Below are 15,049 nucleotides of genomic sequence, written 5' to 3'. Positions count from 1 at the left end.
TCGCCCGCACCGGCAAGCGGTTGAAGCCAAACACGAAGTGGGAACGCAGCCGTGAGTTCAGGGTGTGCTCCTGGTCTGAGATGGTCGGCTGGTCCGCGTGGACCGCGGCGTTCCGCCCGAATGGTGTGATGGCGCTGGATTTGCTCACGGATAACTCTTTTTTGTCCTGAGCACTAGATTCCTGAAGGTGATGCGGACAGTGCGGGGTGTTCCAAGTGGTTCACTCGGCCCGAGGGGGTCCGCACGCTACCGGCCACCAGTGCGTCCGTAGGGTTACGGGACTCTTTCCTACCGCGGTTCATCGCCCATTGCCCTGATCAGGCTGGCCGGCCTCATGTCCGTCCAGTGCGCGGAAACGTATTCGAGGCAGTTCTTGCGGGTTTCCTGGCCGTACACCACCTTCCAGCCGGCCGGTACCGCGCGGAAGGCGGGCCACAGCGAATGCTGGTTCTCGTCGTTCACCAGAACCAGGCATGCGCCTTCTTCGTCGTCGAACGGATTTGCCACGGATTCTCCTGATGAATCGATCAAACGGCCGTCAGCGTAACAGTGGCGATAACCGGCCGTCACCGTTGCGGCAGCCGGATAATCGGCCTCGCACGGGGTGTGTCTCGCCAGCGAGACACCGGCGTCGGTGTCATGGGAAATCGCTTTTCCCGATCGCCGCCGGAACGCAGGCAGGCGGCGATGGAGGCGCGGCGAACTGCTGCCTGCCGCGCCACCCAGTGGTCTGTGCCTGGAGCTCGGACCCGGCTCAGCTCATGGCGGGCACGGCCTCGCCGGTCATGTCGCCGAGCGCCACCACGATCTTCCGCGGCCCGGTGAAGGGACTGCGTGAGTGCGCGACCAGCATGTTGTCGATGACGAGGACGTCACCCTCCTGCCAGGAGAAGGCGACCGACTCCCGGTCCATCAGGTTGCGGACCTCGTCCACCAGGGCGTCGTCGATGACGGTGCCGTCGCCCCAGAGGACGTTGCGCGGCAGCCCCTGATCGCCGCAGATCTCCAGCAGAGAGGAGCGCGTCTCAGGGTCCAGCGACGACGGGTGGTGCAGCGCCAGCTGGTTGAAGAACACGGCCTCCCCGGTCGTCGGGTGGCGCAGCACCGCCTCGGCCTGACGCGAGGTCCTCAGGCCTCCGTCAGGCGTCCACTCGAAGCTCGTCCCCTCCGCGGCGCACGTGCGCTCGACCTCGGCGGGATCGTCGGTGCCGAAGAAGCGCGACCAGCTGACGTCGACGCCTTCGATGAAGTTGCGGACGTAACGGAGCTTCTTGGCGGCGAAGAGCTCGGCCAGCTCCGGACGCATCCGGGCGAGAACCGTCCGGCAGTCGACGATCGGCGTCTGACCACCGGACCGCGGGGCCACGATGCACGAGAAGAACTGCCGCATCGGCCACTGCGGCAGATGCGAACTCTCGTTGTGGAACAGGATCGAGAGGTCTTCCGGATACGGAGTCGACTTGTACACGCGAGCCGACTCGCCCTCTCGCGGAAGGTCCCCGTACTCAGGGAAGAGAGTGCCGCAGATCGCCGAGGCGGCCTGCTCGAACTTCTCCACCGAACCGGCGTGGAACCCCCGGAGCAGGACCGCGCCGTGCCGCAGCAGCAGTGCTTCGAGTTCCTCCCGGTTCGCGCGCAGCCAGCCGGGCAGGTCGACGCCGGGACCGGCCGGCGTGATGAGGGCGGGGGTCGTCGGTGACTCCGGCAGGAAGCCGATGTCCACCGAATCCCTGCCGGGCACCCGCACCTGCCGCCGCGTCGCGCCCAGCAGGGAACGCGGTCCCGGTGTCCTGGAAGTCGCCTCGTTCATGTCCTGGTCCTCGTTTCCTCGGCGGTGAACCCGGCCGTGCTCCGTGTCATGCGTCGATCTCCCGCTCGATCAGCTCGGCGAGTTCCTCCACCGCGGGCTGTCGCATGATGCCGTGGTGGGTGGTTGCCACCGAGGCGAAGCCGAGCTCAGGCCCGACCACCGATCCCCAGCCCCACGTACGGTCCGGATCCTGCGGCTCGTCGGCCGGCTCGGCGCGCACCAGCAGCACCGGGAAGTCGGGCCGGCCGAATTCGGCCTGCTCCTGCACGAAGTAGCGGTCCAGAGCGGTCATGTTGGTCATGTAGACGTCCAGCAGGGCCCGCAGCTCCGCCTCACCGGAGTCGGGAGGCAGCCGCCCGACGTCCTGCAGGGCCTTGAGCAGTTCCTGATGACCGAGGTGCTCGAGCGGCCCCGCCGGCAGGTCCAGCTGGTAGTGGAAGGCGAAGCGGCGCAGGAGATGGTCGGCGGGCTGCCGCGCCAGGGCGCCCTCCGGGTCACCGGGGACGCCGCAGTTGACGATGATCAGCTGCGCCACCTCGCGCCCGGAACGGCGCAGCGCCTGGGCCGTGGCGTAGGCCATGACGCCGCCGAAGCACCAGCCGATGATCACGGGAGCGGCATCGCTCGCGGCCGCGATGTTCGCCGCGTACTCCTCGGCCATGGCGGCGAAGTCGTCCTGCGGCGGCCTGCCGTGCAGACCCCAGGCCTCGATGCCGTAGACCGACCGGTCCGCCGGTATCAGCCGGGCCAGCTCCCAGTAGCTGAGCGTGTTGCCGCCGCCGGGGTGGACGCAGAAGACCGGGGCCTGCTCGTGCGGTCCGCGGCCGGCGCGCAGCGGGACCAGGTTGGAGTCCTGGACATCGCTCCCGCGCACCAGCTCCGCCATCGTCGCGACGGTCGGGGCGCTGAACACCGTGGACATCGGCAGCCGCAGGCCGAAGGCGTTGTTGACCTGGGCCATGAGTTTGATCGCACGCAGCGACTGGCCCCCGAACTCGAAGAAGTCCGCGTCGGGGGAGGAGATGTCCTGGTCGAGGATCGAGGACCAGATCCCCAGCAGACGCTGTTCCACCGAGTCGCGCGGTCGGCCGGACCGGGCCTTCGGCGGCGCGATCGGCGTGAGGGCGCGGCGGTCGAGCTTGCCGTTGCGGGTCAGCGGGAACCGCTCCAGCACCTGCCACCCGGTCGGCACGAGGCCGGCCGGGAGGTGGAGACCCACGGCTGCCCGCACGTCCTCGACGCGGACGTCCGCCCCGCCTGCGGCGACGAGGTAGGCGTCCAGGTGCGTGACGAGCCCGTCGGCGTCCGCGCGCGCCACGACCGCCGCGGCGCCGACGCCGGGCTGATCCGCCAGCAGCGTCTCGATCTCGCCGAGCTGTACGCGGTATCCGCGCAGCTTCACCTGGTCGTCGATCCGGCCGAGGATCTCGATGCCGTGGCCGGGCACCAGGCGGCCGAGGTCACCGGTCCGGTGGGCGTCCGCGGTGTCCGCCGTACCGAAGCCCGACCCGCCCTCGCGCAACCGCGCGAGGTAGCCGAGGCCCACGCCGGGCCCGCTGATCAGCACCTCACCGGGGCACCAGGGCGGCAGCGCGGCACCGTCCGCGTCGACCACCGTCAGGACGTTCGCCCCGAGGCCGGAGCCCACCGGGATCGAGGAACAGCGTGCGTCGATCCCGGCGTCCAGCGGGAGGCATGCGGCACCCACCGTCGACTCGGTCGGGCCGTAGTGGTTGTACAGACGCAAGGACGGCGCGATCTCCCGCAGCCGCTCGTACAACGGACGCGGCAGCAGTTCGCCGCCGAGCACGAGCACCTCGCTCGGCAGCAGCGCGAGCGGATCGGGGACCTCGGCCAGCAGTGCCGAGAGGTGCGAGGGGACCAGCTTCATCGCGGCCGCGGGGCTTGCCCGGAACCACTCGGTGAGAGCCGCGGGGCTCGTGGCCGTCTCGGTGGGGATGAGCTGGACGCAGCCACCGCCGGCCAGGGTCGGGAAGACCGCCGTGTACGCCAGGTCGGCGGCGAGGGTGGAGACCGCCGCGAACTCGGCGCCCTCGGACAGGGCGAGCGTCTCGCCGATCGCCGAGGCGTAGTGCGACAGCTGCTCGTGCCCGATGACGACGCCCTTGGGAAGACCCGAGGTGCCGGACGTGAAGATCACATAGGCGGCGCCCGCGGCCGCCGCGCCGGAAGTCACCGCGCGCCCCGGGTCGACGATCGCGTCGGCCGTACGCACGATGCGGACGGAGGCCTGGTGATCGGCCTTTGGATCGGGGGTGAGCAGCAGCGCGGGGTCGGCCTCCCGCAGGATCGTCTCGATCCGCGCCTGCGGCCACGCGGGGTCGAGGGGGACGAACGCCGCGCCGGCGAGCCAGACGCCGAGCATCGCGACGACCGTTTCCGCCGCGGCGGGAACGAACAGCGCGACCCGCTGCCCGGCCCGCACGCCGTGCTCGCGCAGCAGATGCGCCACCGCGTCCGCGCCCTGCGCCGCCTCCCGGTAGGACACGACGGTCTCGCCGCAGCGCAGCGCGGGCTGCGCGGGCGTGCGCTCCGCCTGCGCGAGGAAGCGGTCGAGCACCGAGGCGTACGACGCACGGGGCCCGGCCTCGGTGTTCGGCGCGTTCGCTGCGGTGAGGCGCAGGCCGCCGACGGCGCGCTCCGTGCCACCGGACAGCAGATCGGTCAGCTGATGTCCGAACGCCTCCGCGACGAGGTCCACGTCGGCCTGGGCGACGCGGCCCGCACCGCCGACGAAGGTCAGGCGCAGGCTCCGTGACCCGCGCACGCAGTCGAGGTGCAGCGCACCAGGAGCTTCGTCGACGGACGCACCGGCCGAGAGTTCCTCGGCCCACCGGTCCGGGCGGTGCCGGTACGAGAGCGGGTGGACGTCCGCCGCGTGGTGTGCGGAGGCCGCGATCCCCGGGTCGATCTGGTTCTCGACCGCCGCTACGGAGCGGAGCGCGTCCTGCGACGCCTGGAGCGCGTCGGCCACGGGGGTGTCCGCGCCGATCTCCAGCCGGACCGGTACCGGACGCTCCAACAGGCCGAGCACGTTCTCCAGACCTTCCGTGGACCGGCCGTCGGCCAGCACCAGCACGTGGTCGCCGGCGTCGCGGCAGTACCGGCCGTACAGCGAGTGCCAGAGAGTCAGCAGCACCGCCGACTCGCTCACGCCGTACCGTCCGGTGAGTTCGTTCAGCCGTTCCAGAGCCGGCCCCTCGACGACGGCCGAGGCGCTCACCGGCCCGGCGGCCGGGTCCCGGAGGTCGACGGGAGTGAGGAAGGGCAGCGCCGGGGACGGCTTCGACGACAGCCGCGCCACCTCGTCGGCCACCGGCTGCGCCGACTCGTCCAGCACTTCGGCGAGCCAGGCGGCGACATCGGCGTACTGCAGCACCGTCTCCTCGGCCGCGGCGACCGCGTCCTCCAGCAGCAGGCCGACGAGCCGGGTCCAGGAAGCGTCGTCGACACTCAGCCGCGGCAGGGTGAGAACCAGCCGAGTGCCGTCCGGGCCGAGTTCGTGCTCGACGGTCAGCGCGCCGGCCCGGAACACGGTGCGATCCGTTCCCGACTGCTCGATCGCGACCGGGCCCACCGCGTCCACGACCTGGACGAGCGTGGGCAGCCCCGCGAACTCGGTGTACCGCGTACGCAGGCTCTCGTGCGTGGCGACCGCCGTCGCGATCCGGGCCTCCAGGTCCGGCACCGGTATCCGGGTGGCGGTGCGGACGGTGCGCACCGCCGTGCTCCGGGCCTCGCCCAACCGGGCGAGCTGTTGCGGGGAGAGCTGATAGCCCTCCTCCTGCCAGGTCTCGACGCTCGTCATGATGTCTGCTCCTGAACGGTCAGGCCGGGGTCCGGCGCGGGGACCGCGTCGGAATCGGCCGGGGATGCCTCAAGGCGGCGTACCGCCCGCACGGGTGAGAACAGCAGGGCAAGGGAGGCCAGGAACGTCCCGCTCGCGGCCAGCACCACAGCCGTCCGCAGCCCGGTTCCGGACGCGAGCGCACCGCCGAGCAGCGAGCCGAGCGAGAACGCGCCCAGCGCGCAGGTACGGGCCGTGGCGTTCACCCGCCCGAGCAGCTCGTCCGGGGTGGAGACCTGCCGGAAGCTGATCACCGTCACGTTGAAGACGGGAATGCTGAGCTGGACGAAGAAGGAGGAGACCGCGACGACGGCGATCGCCGCCAGTGAGTGGCCGTGTACGGCCGCCAGGACGAGATAGCCGAGGCCGGGCAGCGCCATCGTCAGGATCAGGGTCGGGCCGACGCCGAACCGTCGGGTCAGCGGGCCGACCAGAAGGACGCCGACCAGGGCACCGGCGCTGCCGACCGCGACGATCAGGCCGACCTGCTTCGAGCCCATGTCGAGGACCCGGAGCAGATAGAGGAAGTACACCGACATCAGGGCGCCGGAGAACAGGTTGATGATCAGCGCGGCCGTGGTGAACCAGCGCAGCAGCGGGTGCCGCACGATCGCGGCGCATCCCTCACGGATCGAGGCCCACACCGAGAGGGTCTTTGCCCCGGGCTGAGGCTTCGGCGCCTCGTCGGCCGGCAGTCCCGCCACCGTGAGGAAGGACAGGACGTAGCTCGCCGCGTCCACCGCGATCGCCACCGGTGCGCTGAGCGCGCTGACCAGCAGGCCCGCCGCGCCCGGCCCCACGACCTGCGCCATCGAGCCCGACAGTTCCAGCTTCGCGTTCGCCTCGCCGAGCCGGTCCCGGCCGATCAGACCGGGTGTGTAGGACTGGAGGGCGAGGTCGAAGAACACGGTCATCACGCCGACGACGAAGACCACGACGAAGAGCTGACCGATGTTCAGCACATCGAGCCAGTGCGCGACGGGTATCCAGGCGAGGGCCGCGGCACGCACGACATCGGCGACGATCATCACGGACCGGCGCGCCCGGCGGTCCAGCATCACGCCGACGAAGAGGCCGAAGAGCAGGAACGGCAGCGTCTCGAGGGAGACGAGCACGCCGGCTTCCATCGGCGTCGCGTGGAGCAGCAGGACCGCGGTCAGCGGCATCGCGACGTAGGTGATCGGGGAACCGAGCATCGAGGCCGACTGACCTGTCCACAGCAGCACGAAGTTCCGCCGGCGGAACAGCGAAGCCGGCTTCTTCCCGGCGCTCGAGGTGTCCTCGCTCATGAGCGCCGCACCGCCTGACGGATCTCGGTTCCCGGTCGGGAGCGCGGGGTCTCGGCGCGTTGGTCCATCACTGTCTTCCTATCGGGTCGAATTCGTCGCACGGGTGATCGGGGAGGTGCCGGGCGGTGTGGGGGACGTGCCTGGACTTCTCCCGGGCACTCGGTCACGTGTGGCTCAGCCGAGCGGCCGCTCCGGCGGGAGACCGGGGCGGGCCAGCACCCGCCGCCTGCCGGGGCCGAGCGCCGGCAGGGTCGCCGACCGGTCGGGGTTCGCGCTCCGTCGAGCCGGTTTGGGGGCGCCCACCTTGCCGATGCGCCGGTCGGGGTCGGAGGTCAGCTCCGCGACCAGCAGGCTGAGCCGCTCGGCCCAGGTCTGGACCGTGTGGTGGTCGAACAGGTCGGTGGCGTACGCGATGATCCCCGTGATGCCGGTCGGTCGCCCGTCCGGCTCGTACGACCCCCGCAGCAGGAAGTTCAGGTCGAACTTGGGGGATTCGTGTTCCGGGATCTCGAACTCGCTGATCTCGAGTCCGGGGAGGTCGAAGGCTGCCTCGGTGTTGGTGTCGAAGGACAGCATGACCTGGAAGAGGGGGTGGCGTGCCGCGGTCCGGGGTGGGGCGACGATCTCCACCAGGCGTTCGAGGGGCAGGTCCTGGTTCTCGAAGGCGGCGAGGTCCGTTTCCCTCACCCGGGTGAGGAGTTCGGTGAAGGTGGGGTCGCCGGAGACGTCGGTGCGCAGGACGAGGGTGTTGAGGAAGAAGCCGACCAGGTCGTGCAGGACTTCCTCGGGGCGTCCCGCGACAGGCGTGCCGAGGGGGATGTCGGTGTCGCCGGTGAGCCGGGACAGCAGGACGGCGAGGGCGGCCTGGACCACCATGAACGGGGTCACGCCCGTCCGCCTGGCCAACTCCGCCACACGGGCGTGGACTTCGGCGTCGATGGTGACGGGGACCCGGGCGCCGTGCCGGGCGGGGGTCGCGGGGCGTGGCCGGTCGAAGGGCAGGTTGAGTTCCACCGGCAGTGCGGCCAGGGCGTCGCGCCAGAAGGCGGACTGGCGGGCCGCCGTCCCGGCGGGGTCGTTCTCGTCGCCGAGCAGATCGCGCTGCCACAGGGCGTAATCGGCGTACTGGACGGGGAGTTCGGTCCAGGCCGGGGTGGTGCCGGCGAGCCGTGCCGTGTAGGCGGTGGCGAGGTCGTTGCCCAGGGGCCCGACCGACCAGCCGTCGCAGGCGATGTGGTGGAGCAGCAGGACCAGGACGTGTGCGTCCGGCCCGGTGCTGAAGACCTGTGCCCGGAGCGGGATCTCGCCGGCGAGGTCGAAGACGTGTCCGGCGGCCTGGATCACCAGGTCGGTCACCTGCTCGTCGTCGGTGTCCGTCCAGGTCAGCGGCAGTGTGACCTGGTCGGCGGGCACGATCTGCTGGACGGGTTCGCCGTCGACGACCGGGAAGACGGTCCGCAGGCTCTCGTGCCGGCCCATCACGTCGCCCAGCGCCGCCGCCAACGCCTGCCGGTCCAGCGCCCCGGACAGACGCAGCACCAACGGCATGTTGTACGCCGTGCTCGGCCCCGCCAACTGACCGATGATCCACAACCGCTGCTGCGCGAACGACAACGGCAGCGGCTCCGGACGAACCCCGGCCACCAGCGCCGGACGGGAGGGTCCCGCCTCGACCAGCGCACCGGCCAGGGCGGCGACGGTGGGGGCCTCGAACAACGCGCGGAGGGTGATCTCCACCCCGAGCAGGGCGCGGACGCGGGCGACCAGCCGGGTCGCGAGCAGGGAGTGCCCGCCGAGTTCGAAGAAGTGGTCGTCGACGCCGACGGCGGGCAGCCCCAGCACCTCGGCGAACGCCGCGCACAGCATCTCCTCCCGCACGGTCGTCGGAGCGCGGTGAGTCGAGGCGAGCGCGTAGTCCGGGACGGGCAGGGCCTTGCGGTCCAGCTTGCCGTTGGCGGTCAGCGGCAGCCGGTCCAGGACCACGACCGCGGCCGGCACCATGTAACCCGGAAGCGGCCCCGCGGCATGCCGGCGCAACAGGCCGGGCAACTGTGCGACCTGTTCCGGGGACTGACCCGGGGCGGGCACCGCATAGCCGACCAGACGCTTGTCACCGGGGATGTCCTCGCGGACCACCGCCACGGCCCGGGCGACACCGGGACACCGGGCCAGCACCGCCTCGACCTCCCCGATCTCGATCCGGAACCCCCGGATCTTCACCTGGTCGTCGGCGCGGCCCACGAACTCGAGGGTCCCGTCCGGCCGCCACCGTGCCAGGTCCCCGGTCCGGTACATCCGCTCGCCGGGCGCACCGAACGGGCACGCCACGAACCGCTCCGCGGTCAGTGCGGGACGCTTCAGGTAGCCACGCGCCAGACCGGCACCCGCCACGTACAACTCGCCCGTCACACCGGGGACCACCGGTTCCAGCCCGTCGTCGAGGACGAACACCCGCATGTTGAAGGTGGGTCCGCCGAGTATCGGCCGCGGTGTGGACCGCGGCTCGGCGAAGACCTGGTAGACCGTGCACTCCGTGGGCCCGTAGAAGCTGAAGCTGCGGGTGCCCTCACCCAGCGATCCGAGCCACTCCCAGAGCGAGTCGGGCACGGCCTCGCCACCGACCACGAGCAGTGCCGGAGTACGGCGGCCGTCGTCGAACAGGCCTGCCGACACAGCGGCGGCCATGTGCGTGGGGGTCAGCTCCAGGAAGTCGACGTCGTGTGCGTCCAGCCAGGTCGCGAGGAGGCCGAGGTCGGAGAGCTCCTCCGCGCTCACGACGTGCAGCTCGTGCCCCTCCAGCAGGCACGACAGCTGGTCCCACACCGCGTCGAAGGAGATGGAGGTGGTCAGCGCGACCCGCAGCGGGCGACCGTCCGGCAGATCGGCGGCGCAGGCGAAGACCGACTCACGGTGAACGGTGACGAAGTTGGTGATGCTGTGGTGCGGTACCGCCACGCCCTTGGGAGTTCCGGTGGAGCCGGAGGTGTAGATGACGTAGGCAGGATGGGCGGGGGTCAGCGGGCCGGTGCGCTCGCTGTCGGTCGGGTCGCTGTTCCAGGCCGGGTGTGCGGTCAGCTCATCCTGGGTGGCAGCGTCGTCCAGGACCAGAAGGGGTGCGTCGGCCGGCAGCCATGCCGCGGTCTCCTGGAGCGTCACCACGTACGACGGCTGCGCGTCCTCGATCATGAACCGGACCCGTTCCTTCGGGTACTCGGTGTCGATCGGGAGATACGCCGCGCCCGCCTTGAGCACGCCGAGCATCGCCACGACGAGTTCGATCGACCGTGGCAGTGCCATGCCCACCATGTCCTCGGGGCCGACCCCGTGCTGGATCAGGTGGTGCGCGAGCCGGTTGGCGCGGGTGTTGAGCTCGCCGTAGGTCAGGGTGGTGCCGTCGAAGACGACCGCGGTGGCCTCGGGGGTGCGGGCGGCCTGGTCCTGGAAGAGCGCCGGCAGGGTCGTGGGCGGGACGGAGCGGGAGGTGTCGTTCCAGGTGCGCAGCACCTTCTCCTGCTCCGCGGGGGAGAGCACCGGGACCTGGTCGACCCGCCGGTCCGGGCGGGTGACCAGGGCGTCGAGGACACGGGTGAAGCGTTCGGCGAGCTGCTCGATGCCCGCCTGGTCGAACAGGTCGACGGCGTAGGAGATTGCGCCGGTCATTCCGGCGGGCCGGCCGAGCTCGTCGAACCGCTCGCGCAGGTCGAAGGAGAGGTCGAACTTCGCCAAGATGCCCTCGTCGGGCAGGAAGCTCGTGCGCAGGCCGGGCAGTCGGAGCACGGGATCGGCGTTGTTCTGGAGCGCGAGCATGACCTGGACCAGCGGATGGCGGGCCATGGAGCGGACCGGGGCCAGCTCCTCGACCAGGCGCTCGAACGGTACGTCCTGGTACGCCAACGCGTCGAGCGTCTGCTCCCTCACCCGGGCGAGCAGTTCGCCGAAGGACGGACCGCCGGACACGTCCGTGCGCAGGACGAGGGTGTTGACGAAGAACCCGACGAGGTCGTCGAGGGCGGTGTCGGTGCGCCCGGCCGTCGGGGTTCCGATCACGATGTCCTGGCCGGCGCCGAGCCGGGAGAGCAGCACGGCCAACGCGGCCTGCAGCACCATGAAGACCGTCGCGCCTTCGTCCCGGGCCAGTTCGGTGACCCGGGCGTGCAGCGGCGCGGGGATCTCCAGCGCCGCGCTCCCGCCCCGATGCGTGGCCACCGCGGGGCGCGCACGGTCGACGGGCAGCGGCAGTTCCTCCGGTATGCCGGCCAGCGCGCGGCGCCAGTGGGCCAGTTGCCTGCTCAGCAGGCTTTCGGGGTCCTGTGCCTCGCCGAGCAGTTCACGCTGCCAGAGCGTGTAGTCCGCGTACTGGACCGGTAGCGGCGCCCATCCGGGTTCCCGGTCGGCCAGCCGCGCTGTGTACGCCGCCGAGAAGTCCCGGACCAGCGGCACCAGCGACCAGCCGTCACCGGCGATGTGGTGCATGAGCAGCACCAGCACGTGTTCGTCCGCACCGGCTTCGAACAGCCAGGCCCGGAAAGGCACTTCGGCCGAGAGGTCGAAGCAGTGGCCTTCCGCCTCACCGATCGCCACGGTCAGGCCGGACGGCCCGACCAGGGCCGCCGGTACCACGGTGAGCACCTCACCGAGCTCCTCGACCGGTACCACCCGCTGGTACGGCCGGCCCTCGACCGACGGGAAGAGTGTGCGGAGCACCTCGTGGCGCCCGAGGACGTCCCGCAACGCCGCGTCCAGCGCACCGGTGTCGATCGCACCGGAGAGCCTGATGGCCGCCGGGATGTTGTAGGTGGCGCTCGGTCCCTCCAACTCGTGCAGGAACCACAACCGCTGCTGCGCGGACGACAACGGCAGCGGCTCCGGACGATCCGCGGTCACCAGCGCCGGACGCGAGGGGCCCGCCCCGGCCAGCGCCTTGGCCAGGGCGGCGATGCTGGGGGAGGCGAACAGCGCACGGATGCCGAGTTCCACCCCGAGCAGGGTGCGGATGAGGGCGACCAGTCGGGTCGCGAGCAGGGAGTGGCCGCCGAGAAGGAAGAAGTTGTCGTCGATGCCGACGGTGGACAGCTCCCGGTTCAGCACCTTGGCGAACGCGGCGCACAGGATCTCTTCCTGGACGGTCGTCGGAGCGCGGTGGGTCGAGGCGGCTGTGGAGTCCGGGAGGGGCAGGGCCTCGCGGTCCAGTTTGCCGTTGGCGGTCAGCGGCAGCCGGTCCAGGACCACGACCGCGGCCGGCACCATGTAATCCGGGAGCTCCTCCGCGGCATGCCGGCGCAGCAGGCCGGGCAACTGTGCGATCTGTTCCGGGGATTGACCGGGGGCGGGTACCACGTAACCGACCAGTCGCTGGTCGCCGGGGATGTCCTCGCGGACCACCGCCACGGCGCGGGCGATCCCGGGACGCCGGGCCAGCACCGCCTCGACCTCTCCGGTCTCGATCCGGAACCCCCGGAGCTTCACCTGGTCGTCGATCCGACCGAGGAACTCGAGGGTGCCGTCCGGCAGCCAGCGCACCAGGTCGCCCGTGCGGTAGACCCGCGCGTCCGGATCATCGGAGAAGGGGTGGGGCACGAACCGCTGCTCGGTCAGGTCGGGCCGGTTGTGGTAGCCGCGGGCGACGCCGACGCCGCCGATCCACAGCTCGCCGGGGACGCCGAGCGGAGCCAGGCCACCGAACCCGTCCATGACGTAGACCTCGGTGTTCGCGAGCGGACGGCCGATCGGGACCACCGGCTGGTCCCCGGTCAGCACGAACGAGGTCGCGGTGATCGTCGTCTCCGTCGGCCCGTAGGCGTTGTGCAGCGGCACCGCGGTGTCCTTGAACCAGCGCGTGACGAGCGCGGCGGGCACCTGCTCGCCGCCGAGCACCATCAGCCGGAACGCGTCGCCGAGCCGCGCGCCGGACTCCAGCTGCGGGACGAGCTGTTGCCACAGGGACGGAGTGAGGTTCGCGACGGTGATCCCGGTCCGGCCGATCTCCCGGAGTATCTCGGCCGGCGTCCACTTCTCGTCGTCCCTGAGCACGATCCGGCCGCCCGCCATCAGCGTCGGGAAGATCTGCTCGGCCGCCGCGTCGAAGCTCACCGAGGCGTACTGCAGCGTCCTGTCGCGATCGGTCAGCGCGTACTGGCGCATCGCCTCCTGCATCCGGTTGCTCATCGAGCGGTGCTCGACGAGTACCCCCTTGGGGGCTCCGGTGGAGCCCGAGGTGTAGATGACGTACGCGAGGTCGTCAGGCCCGGCCGCGGGCTCCGGGTCGGACCCGTCGAGCTCGTCCAGCGTCTGCCGCTCCTCGTCGAGCAGCAGGACCTGCCGCACGTCGGTGCCGGCCAGTCGGCCGGCGAGCGAGGTCTGGGTGACGACCAGCTGCGCCGCGGTGTCGGCCAGCATGAACGCCAGCCGCTGCGGCGGGTGGTCCGGGTCCAGCGGGACGTAGGCCGCGCCGGACTTGAGGATGCCGAGCAGGGAGGTGATCAGCTCAGGGCCGCGCGCGAGACAGACCGCGACCAGGCTGCCGGCGCTTGCTCCCCGCGCGCGGAGGTGGCGCGCCAGCCGGTTGGCACGGGTGTTGAGCTCGCCGTAGGTCAGGGTGGTGTCCCCGCACACGACCGCGACGGCGTCCGGGGTGCGTGCCGCCTGGGCCTCGACCAGCCGGTGCACCCCGAGGTGGTCGGCGTAGGGGATGCGGGTGTCGTTCCAGGTGTGCAGCAGCAGTTCGCGCTCGTCGGCGCCGAGCACGTCCACCTGGTGCAGGCGCTGGTCGGGGTCGTCCGCGACGGCCTCGAGCAGGCGGACCAGGCGGTCCGCCATGGTGACCACCGTCGGCAGGTCGAACAGGTCGACGGCGTACTCGAGAAACCCCTTGATGCCGGTCGACTGTCCCTGCGGACCGATCCCCTCCTCGAACTCGAAGCTGAGGTCGAATTTGGTTGTTCCGGTTTCGGGGACGTCGAACCCGCCGGTCTTGAGTCCGGGGAGGTCGAAGGCGGCTTCGGTGGTGGTGCCGAGGGACAGCATGACCTGGAAGAGGGGGTGGCGTGCCGCGGTTCGTGGTGGGGCGATGATCTCGACGAGGTGTTCGAAGGGGAGGTCCTGGTTCTCGAAGGCGGCGAGATTCGTTTCCCGTACTCGGGTGAGGAGTTGGGCGAAGGTGGGGTCGCCGGAGACGTCGGTGCGCAGGACGAGGGTGTTGGGGAAGAAGCCGACCAGGTCGTGCAGGGCTTCTTCGGTGCGCCCGGCGACCGGCGTGCCGAGGGGGATGTCGGTGCCGCCGCCGAGTCGCGACAGCAGGACGGCGAGGGCGGCCTGGACGACCATGAACGGTGTCACGCCGGTCTGGCGGGCCAACTCCGTGATGCGCGTGTGGACTTCCGCGTCAATGGTGACGGGGACCACGGCGCCGCGCCGGGCGGCCGTCGCGGAGCGTGGCCGGTCGAAGGGCAGGTCCAGTTCGACGGGGAGTTCGGCCAGTGCGTCGCGCCAGAAGGCGGACTGGCGGGCGATGGTGCTGGTGGGGTCGTCTTCGGCGCCGAGCAGGTCGCGCTGCCACAGGGTGTAGTCGGCGTACTGGACGGGGAGTTCGGTCCAGGCCGGGGCCGCGCCGGCGGTTCGTGCCGCGTAGGCGGTGGCGAGGTCCCTGCCGAGGGGGCCGAGCGACCAGCCGTCGCAGGCGATGTGGTGGACCAGCAGCATCAGGACGTGTTCGTCGGGGCCGGTGCGGAAGACATGGGCGCGCAGAGGGATCTCGCCGGCGAGGTCGAAGACGTGTCCGGCGGCCTGGACCGCGAGGTCGGTCACCTGCTCGTCGTCGGTGTCCGTCCAGGTCAGGGGCAGTGTGGCCTCGTCGGCGGGCACGATGTGCTGGACGGGTTCGCCGTCGATGACGGGGAAGACGGTCCGCAGGCTCTCGTGCCGGCCCACCACGTCGGCCAGTGCCGCGGTCAGGGCCTGCCGGTCCAGCGCCCCGGACAGACGCATCACCAACGGCATGTTGTACGCCGTGCTCGGCCCCGCCAACTGACCGGTGATCCACAACCGCTGCTGTGCAAACGACAACGGAATCATGCAGGCTACCTC

The 15,049-nt window shown here is 71.2% G+C and carries 5 protein-coding genes; all 5 read right to left on the bottom strand.

Annotation, left to right across the window (positions count from 1 at the left end; genetic code table 11):
* Nucleotides 1–288: 288 nt before the first annotated feature.
* The 5 genes from ABVB68_RS05235 to ABVB68_RS05215 all read right to left on the bottom strand — a co-directional run bounded on the left by ABVB68_RS05235 (nucleotide 289) and on the right by ABVB68_RS05215 (nucleotide 15,037).
* On the bottom strand, nucleotides 289–507 hold the full coding sequence (locus ABVB68_RS05235) for an MbtH family protein (protein ID WP_353599667.1): 219 nt from the start codon (nucleotides 505–507) through the stop codon (nucleotides 289–291).
* A 247-nt stretch (nucleotides 508–754) separates the two neighbouring features.
* The gene (locus ABVB68_RS05230; RefSeq protein ID WP_353599666.1) at nucleotides 755–1,810 is read right to left on the bottom strand and encodes a TauD/TfdA family dioxygenase; all 1,056 of its coding nucleotides are present in this window, start codon (nucleotides 1,808–1,810) and stop codon (nucleotides 755–757) included.
* Between the two features lie 46 nt (nucleotides 1,811–1,856).
* Complete coding sequence (locus ABVB68_RS05225) at nucleotides 1,857–5,639, bottom strand: amino acid adenylation domain-containing protein (RefSeq protein WP_353599665.1); 3,783 nt, start codon at nucleotides 5,637–5,639, stop codon at nucleotides 1,857–1,859.
* Nucleotides 5,636–6,967, bottom strand: a complete 1,332-nt coding sequence (locus tag ABVB68_RS05220; RefSeq protein ID WP_353599664.1) for an MFS transporter — start codon at nucleotides 6,965–6,967, stop codon at nucleotides 5,636–5,638. Before ABVB68_RS05220 ends, ABVB68_RS05225 begins: the two co-directional genes overlap by 4 nt.
* A 174-nt stretch (nucleotides 6,968–7,141) precedes the next feature.
* The gene (locus ABVB68_RS05215) at nucleotides 7,142–15,037 is read right to left on the bottom strand and encodes a non-ribosomal peptide synthetase (RefSeq protein ID WP_353599663.1); all 7,896 of its coding nucleotides are present in this window, start codon (nucleotides 15,035–15,037) and stop codon (nucleotides 7,142–7,144) included.
* Nucleotides 15,038–15,049 lie beyond the last annotated feature (12 nt).

This window comes from Streptomyces sp. NPDC096012 (assembly GCF_040426375.1).
In the GTDB taxonomy this organism is placed as follows: domain Bacteria; phylum Actinomycetota; class Actinomycetes; order Streptomycetales; family Streptomycetaceae; genus Streptomyces.
Note: the sequence above shows the minus strand (reverse complement) of the source record. Positions and strands in the feature narration are given on the sequence as shown.

What these genes read in the sequence shown, in the direction of transcription:
- ABVB68_RS05230 (WP_353599666.1), bottom strand. Translation starts at nt 1,810, where the DNA reads ATGAACGAGGCGACTTCCAGGACACCGGGACCGCGTTCCCTGCTGGGC.
- ABVB68_RS05225 (WP_353599665.1), bottom strand. Translation starts at nt 5,639, where the DNA reads ATGACGAGCGTCGAGACCTGGCAGGAGGAGGGCTATCAGCTCTCCCCG.
- ABVB68_RS05215 (WP_353599663.1), bottom strand. Translation starts at nt 15,037, where the DNA reads ATGATTCCGTTGTCGTTTGCACAGCAGCGGTTGTGGATCACCGGTCAG.
- ABVB68_RS05220 (WP_353599664.1), bottom strand. Translation starts at nt 6,967, where the DNA reads ATGAGCGAGGACACCTCGAGCGCCGGGAAGAAGCCGGCTTCGCTGTTC.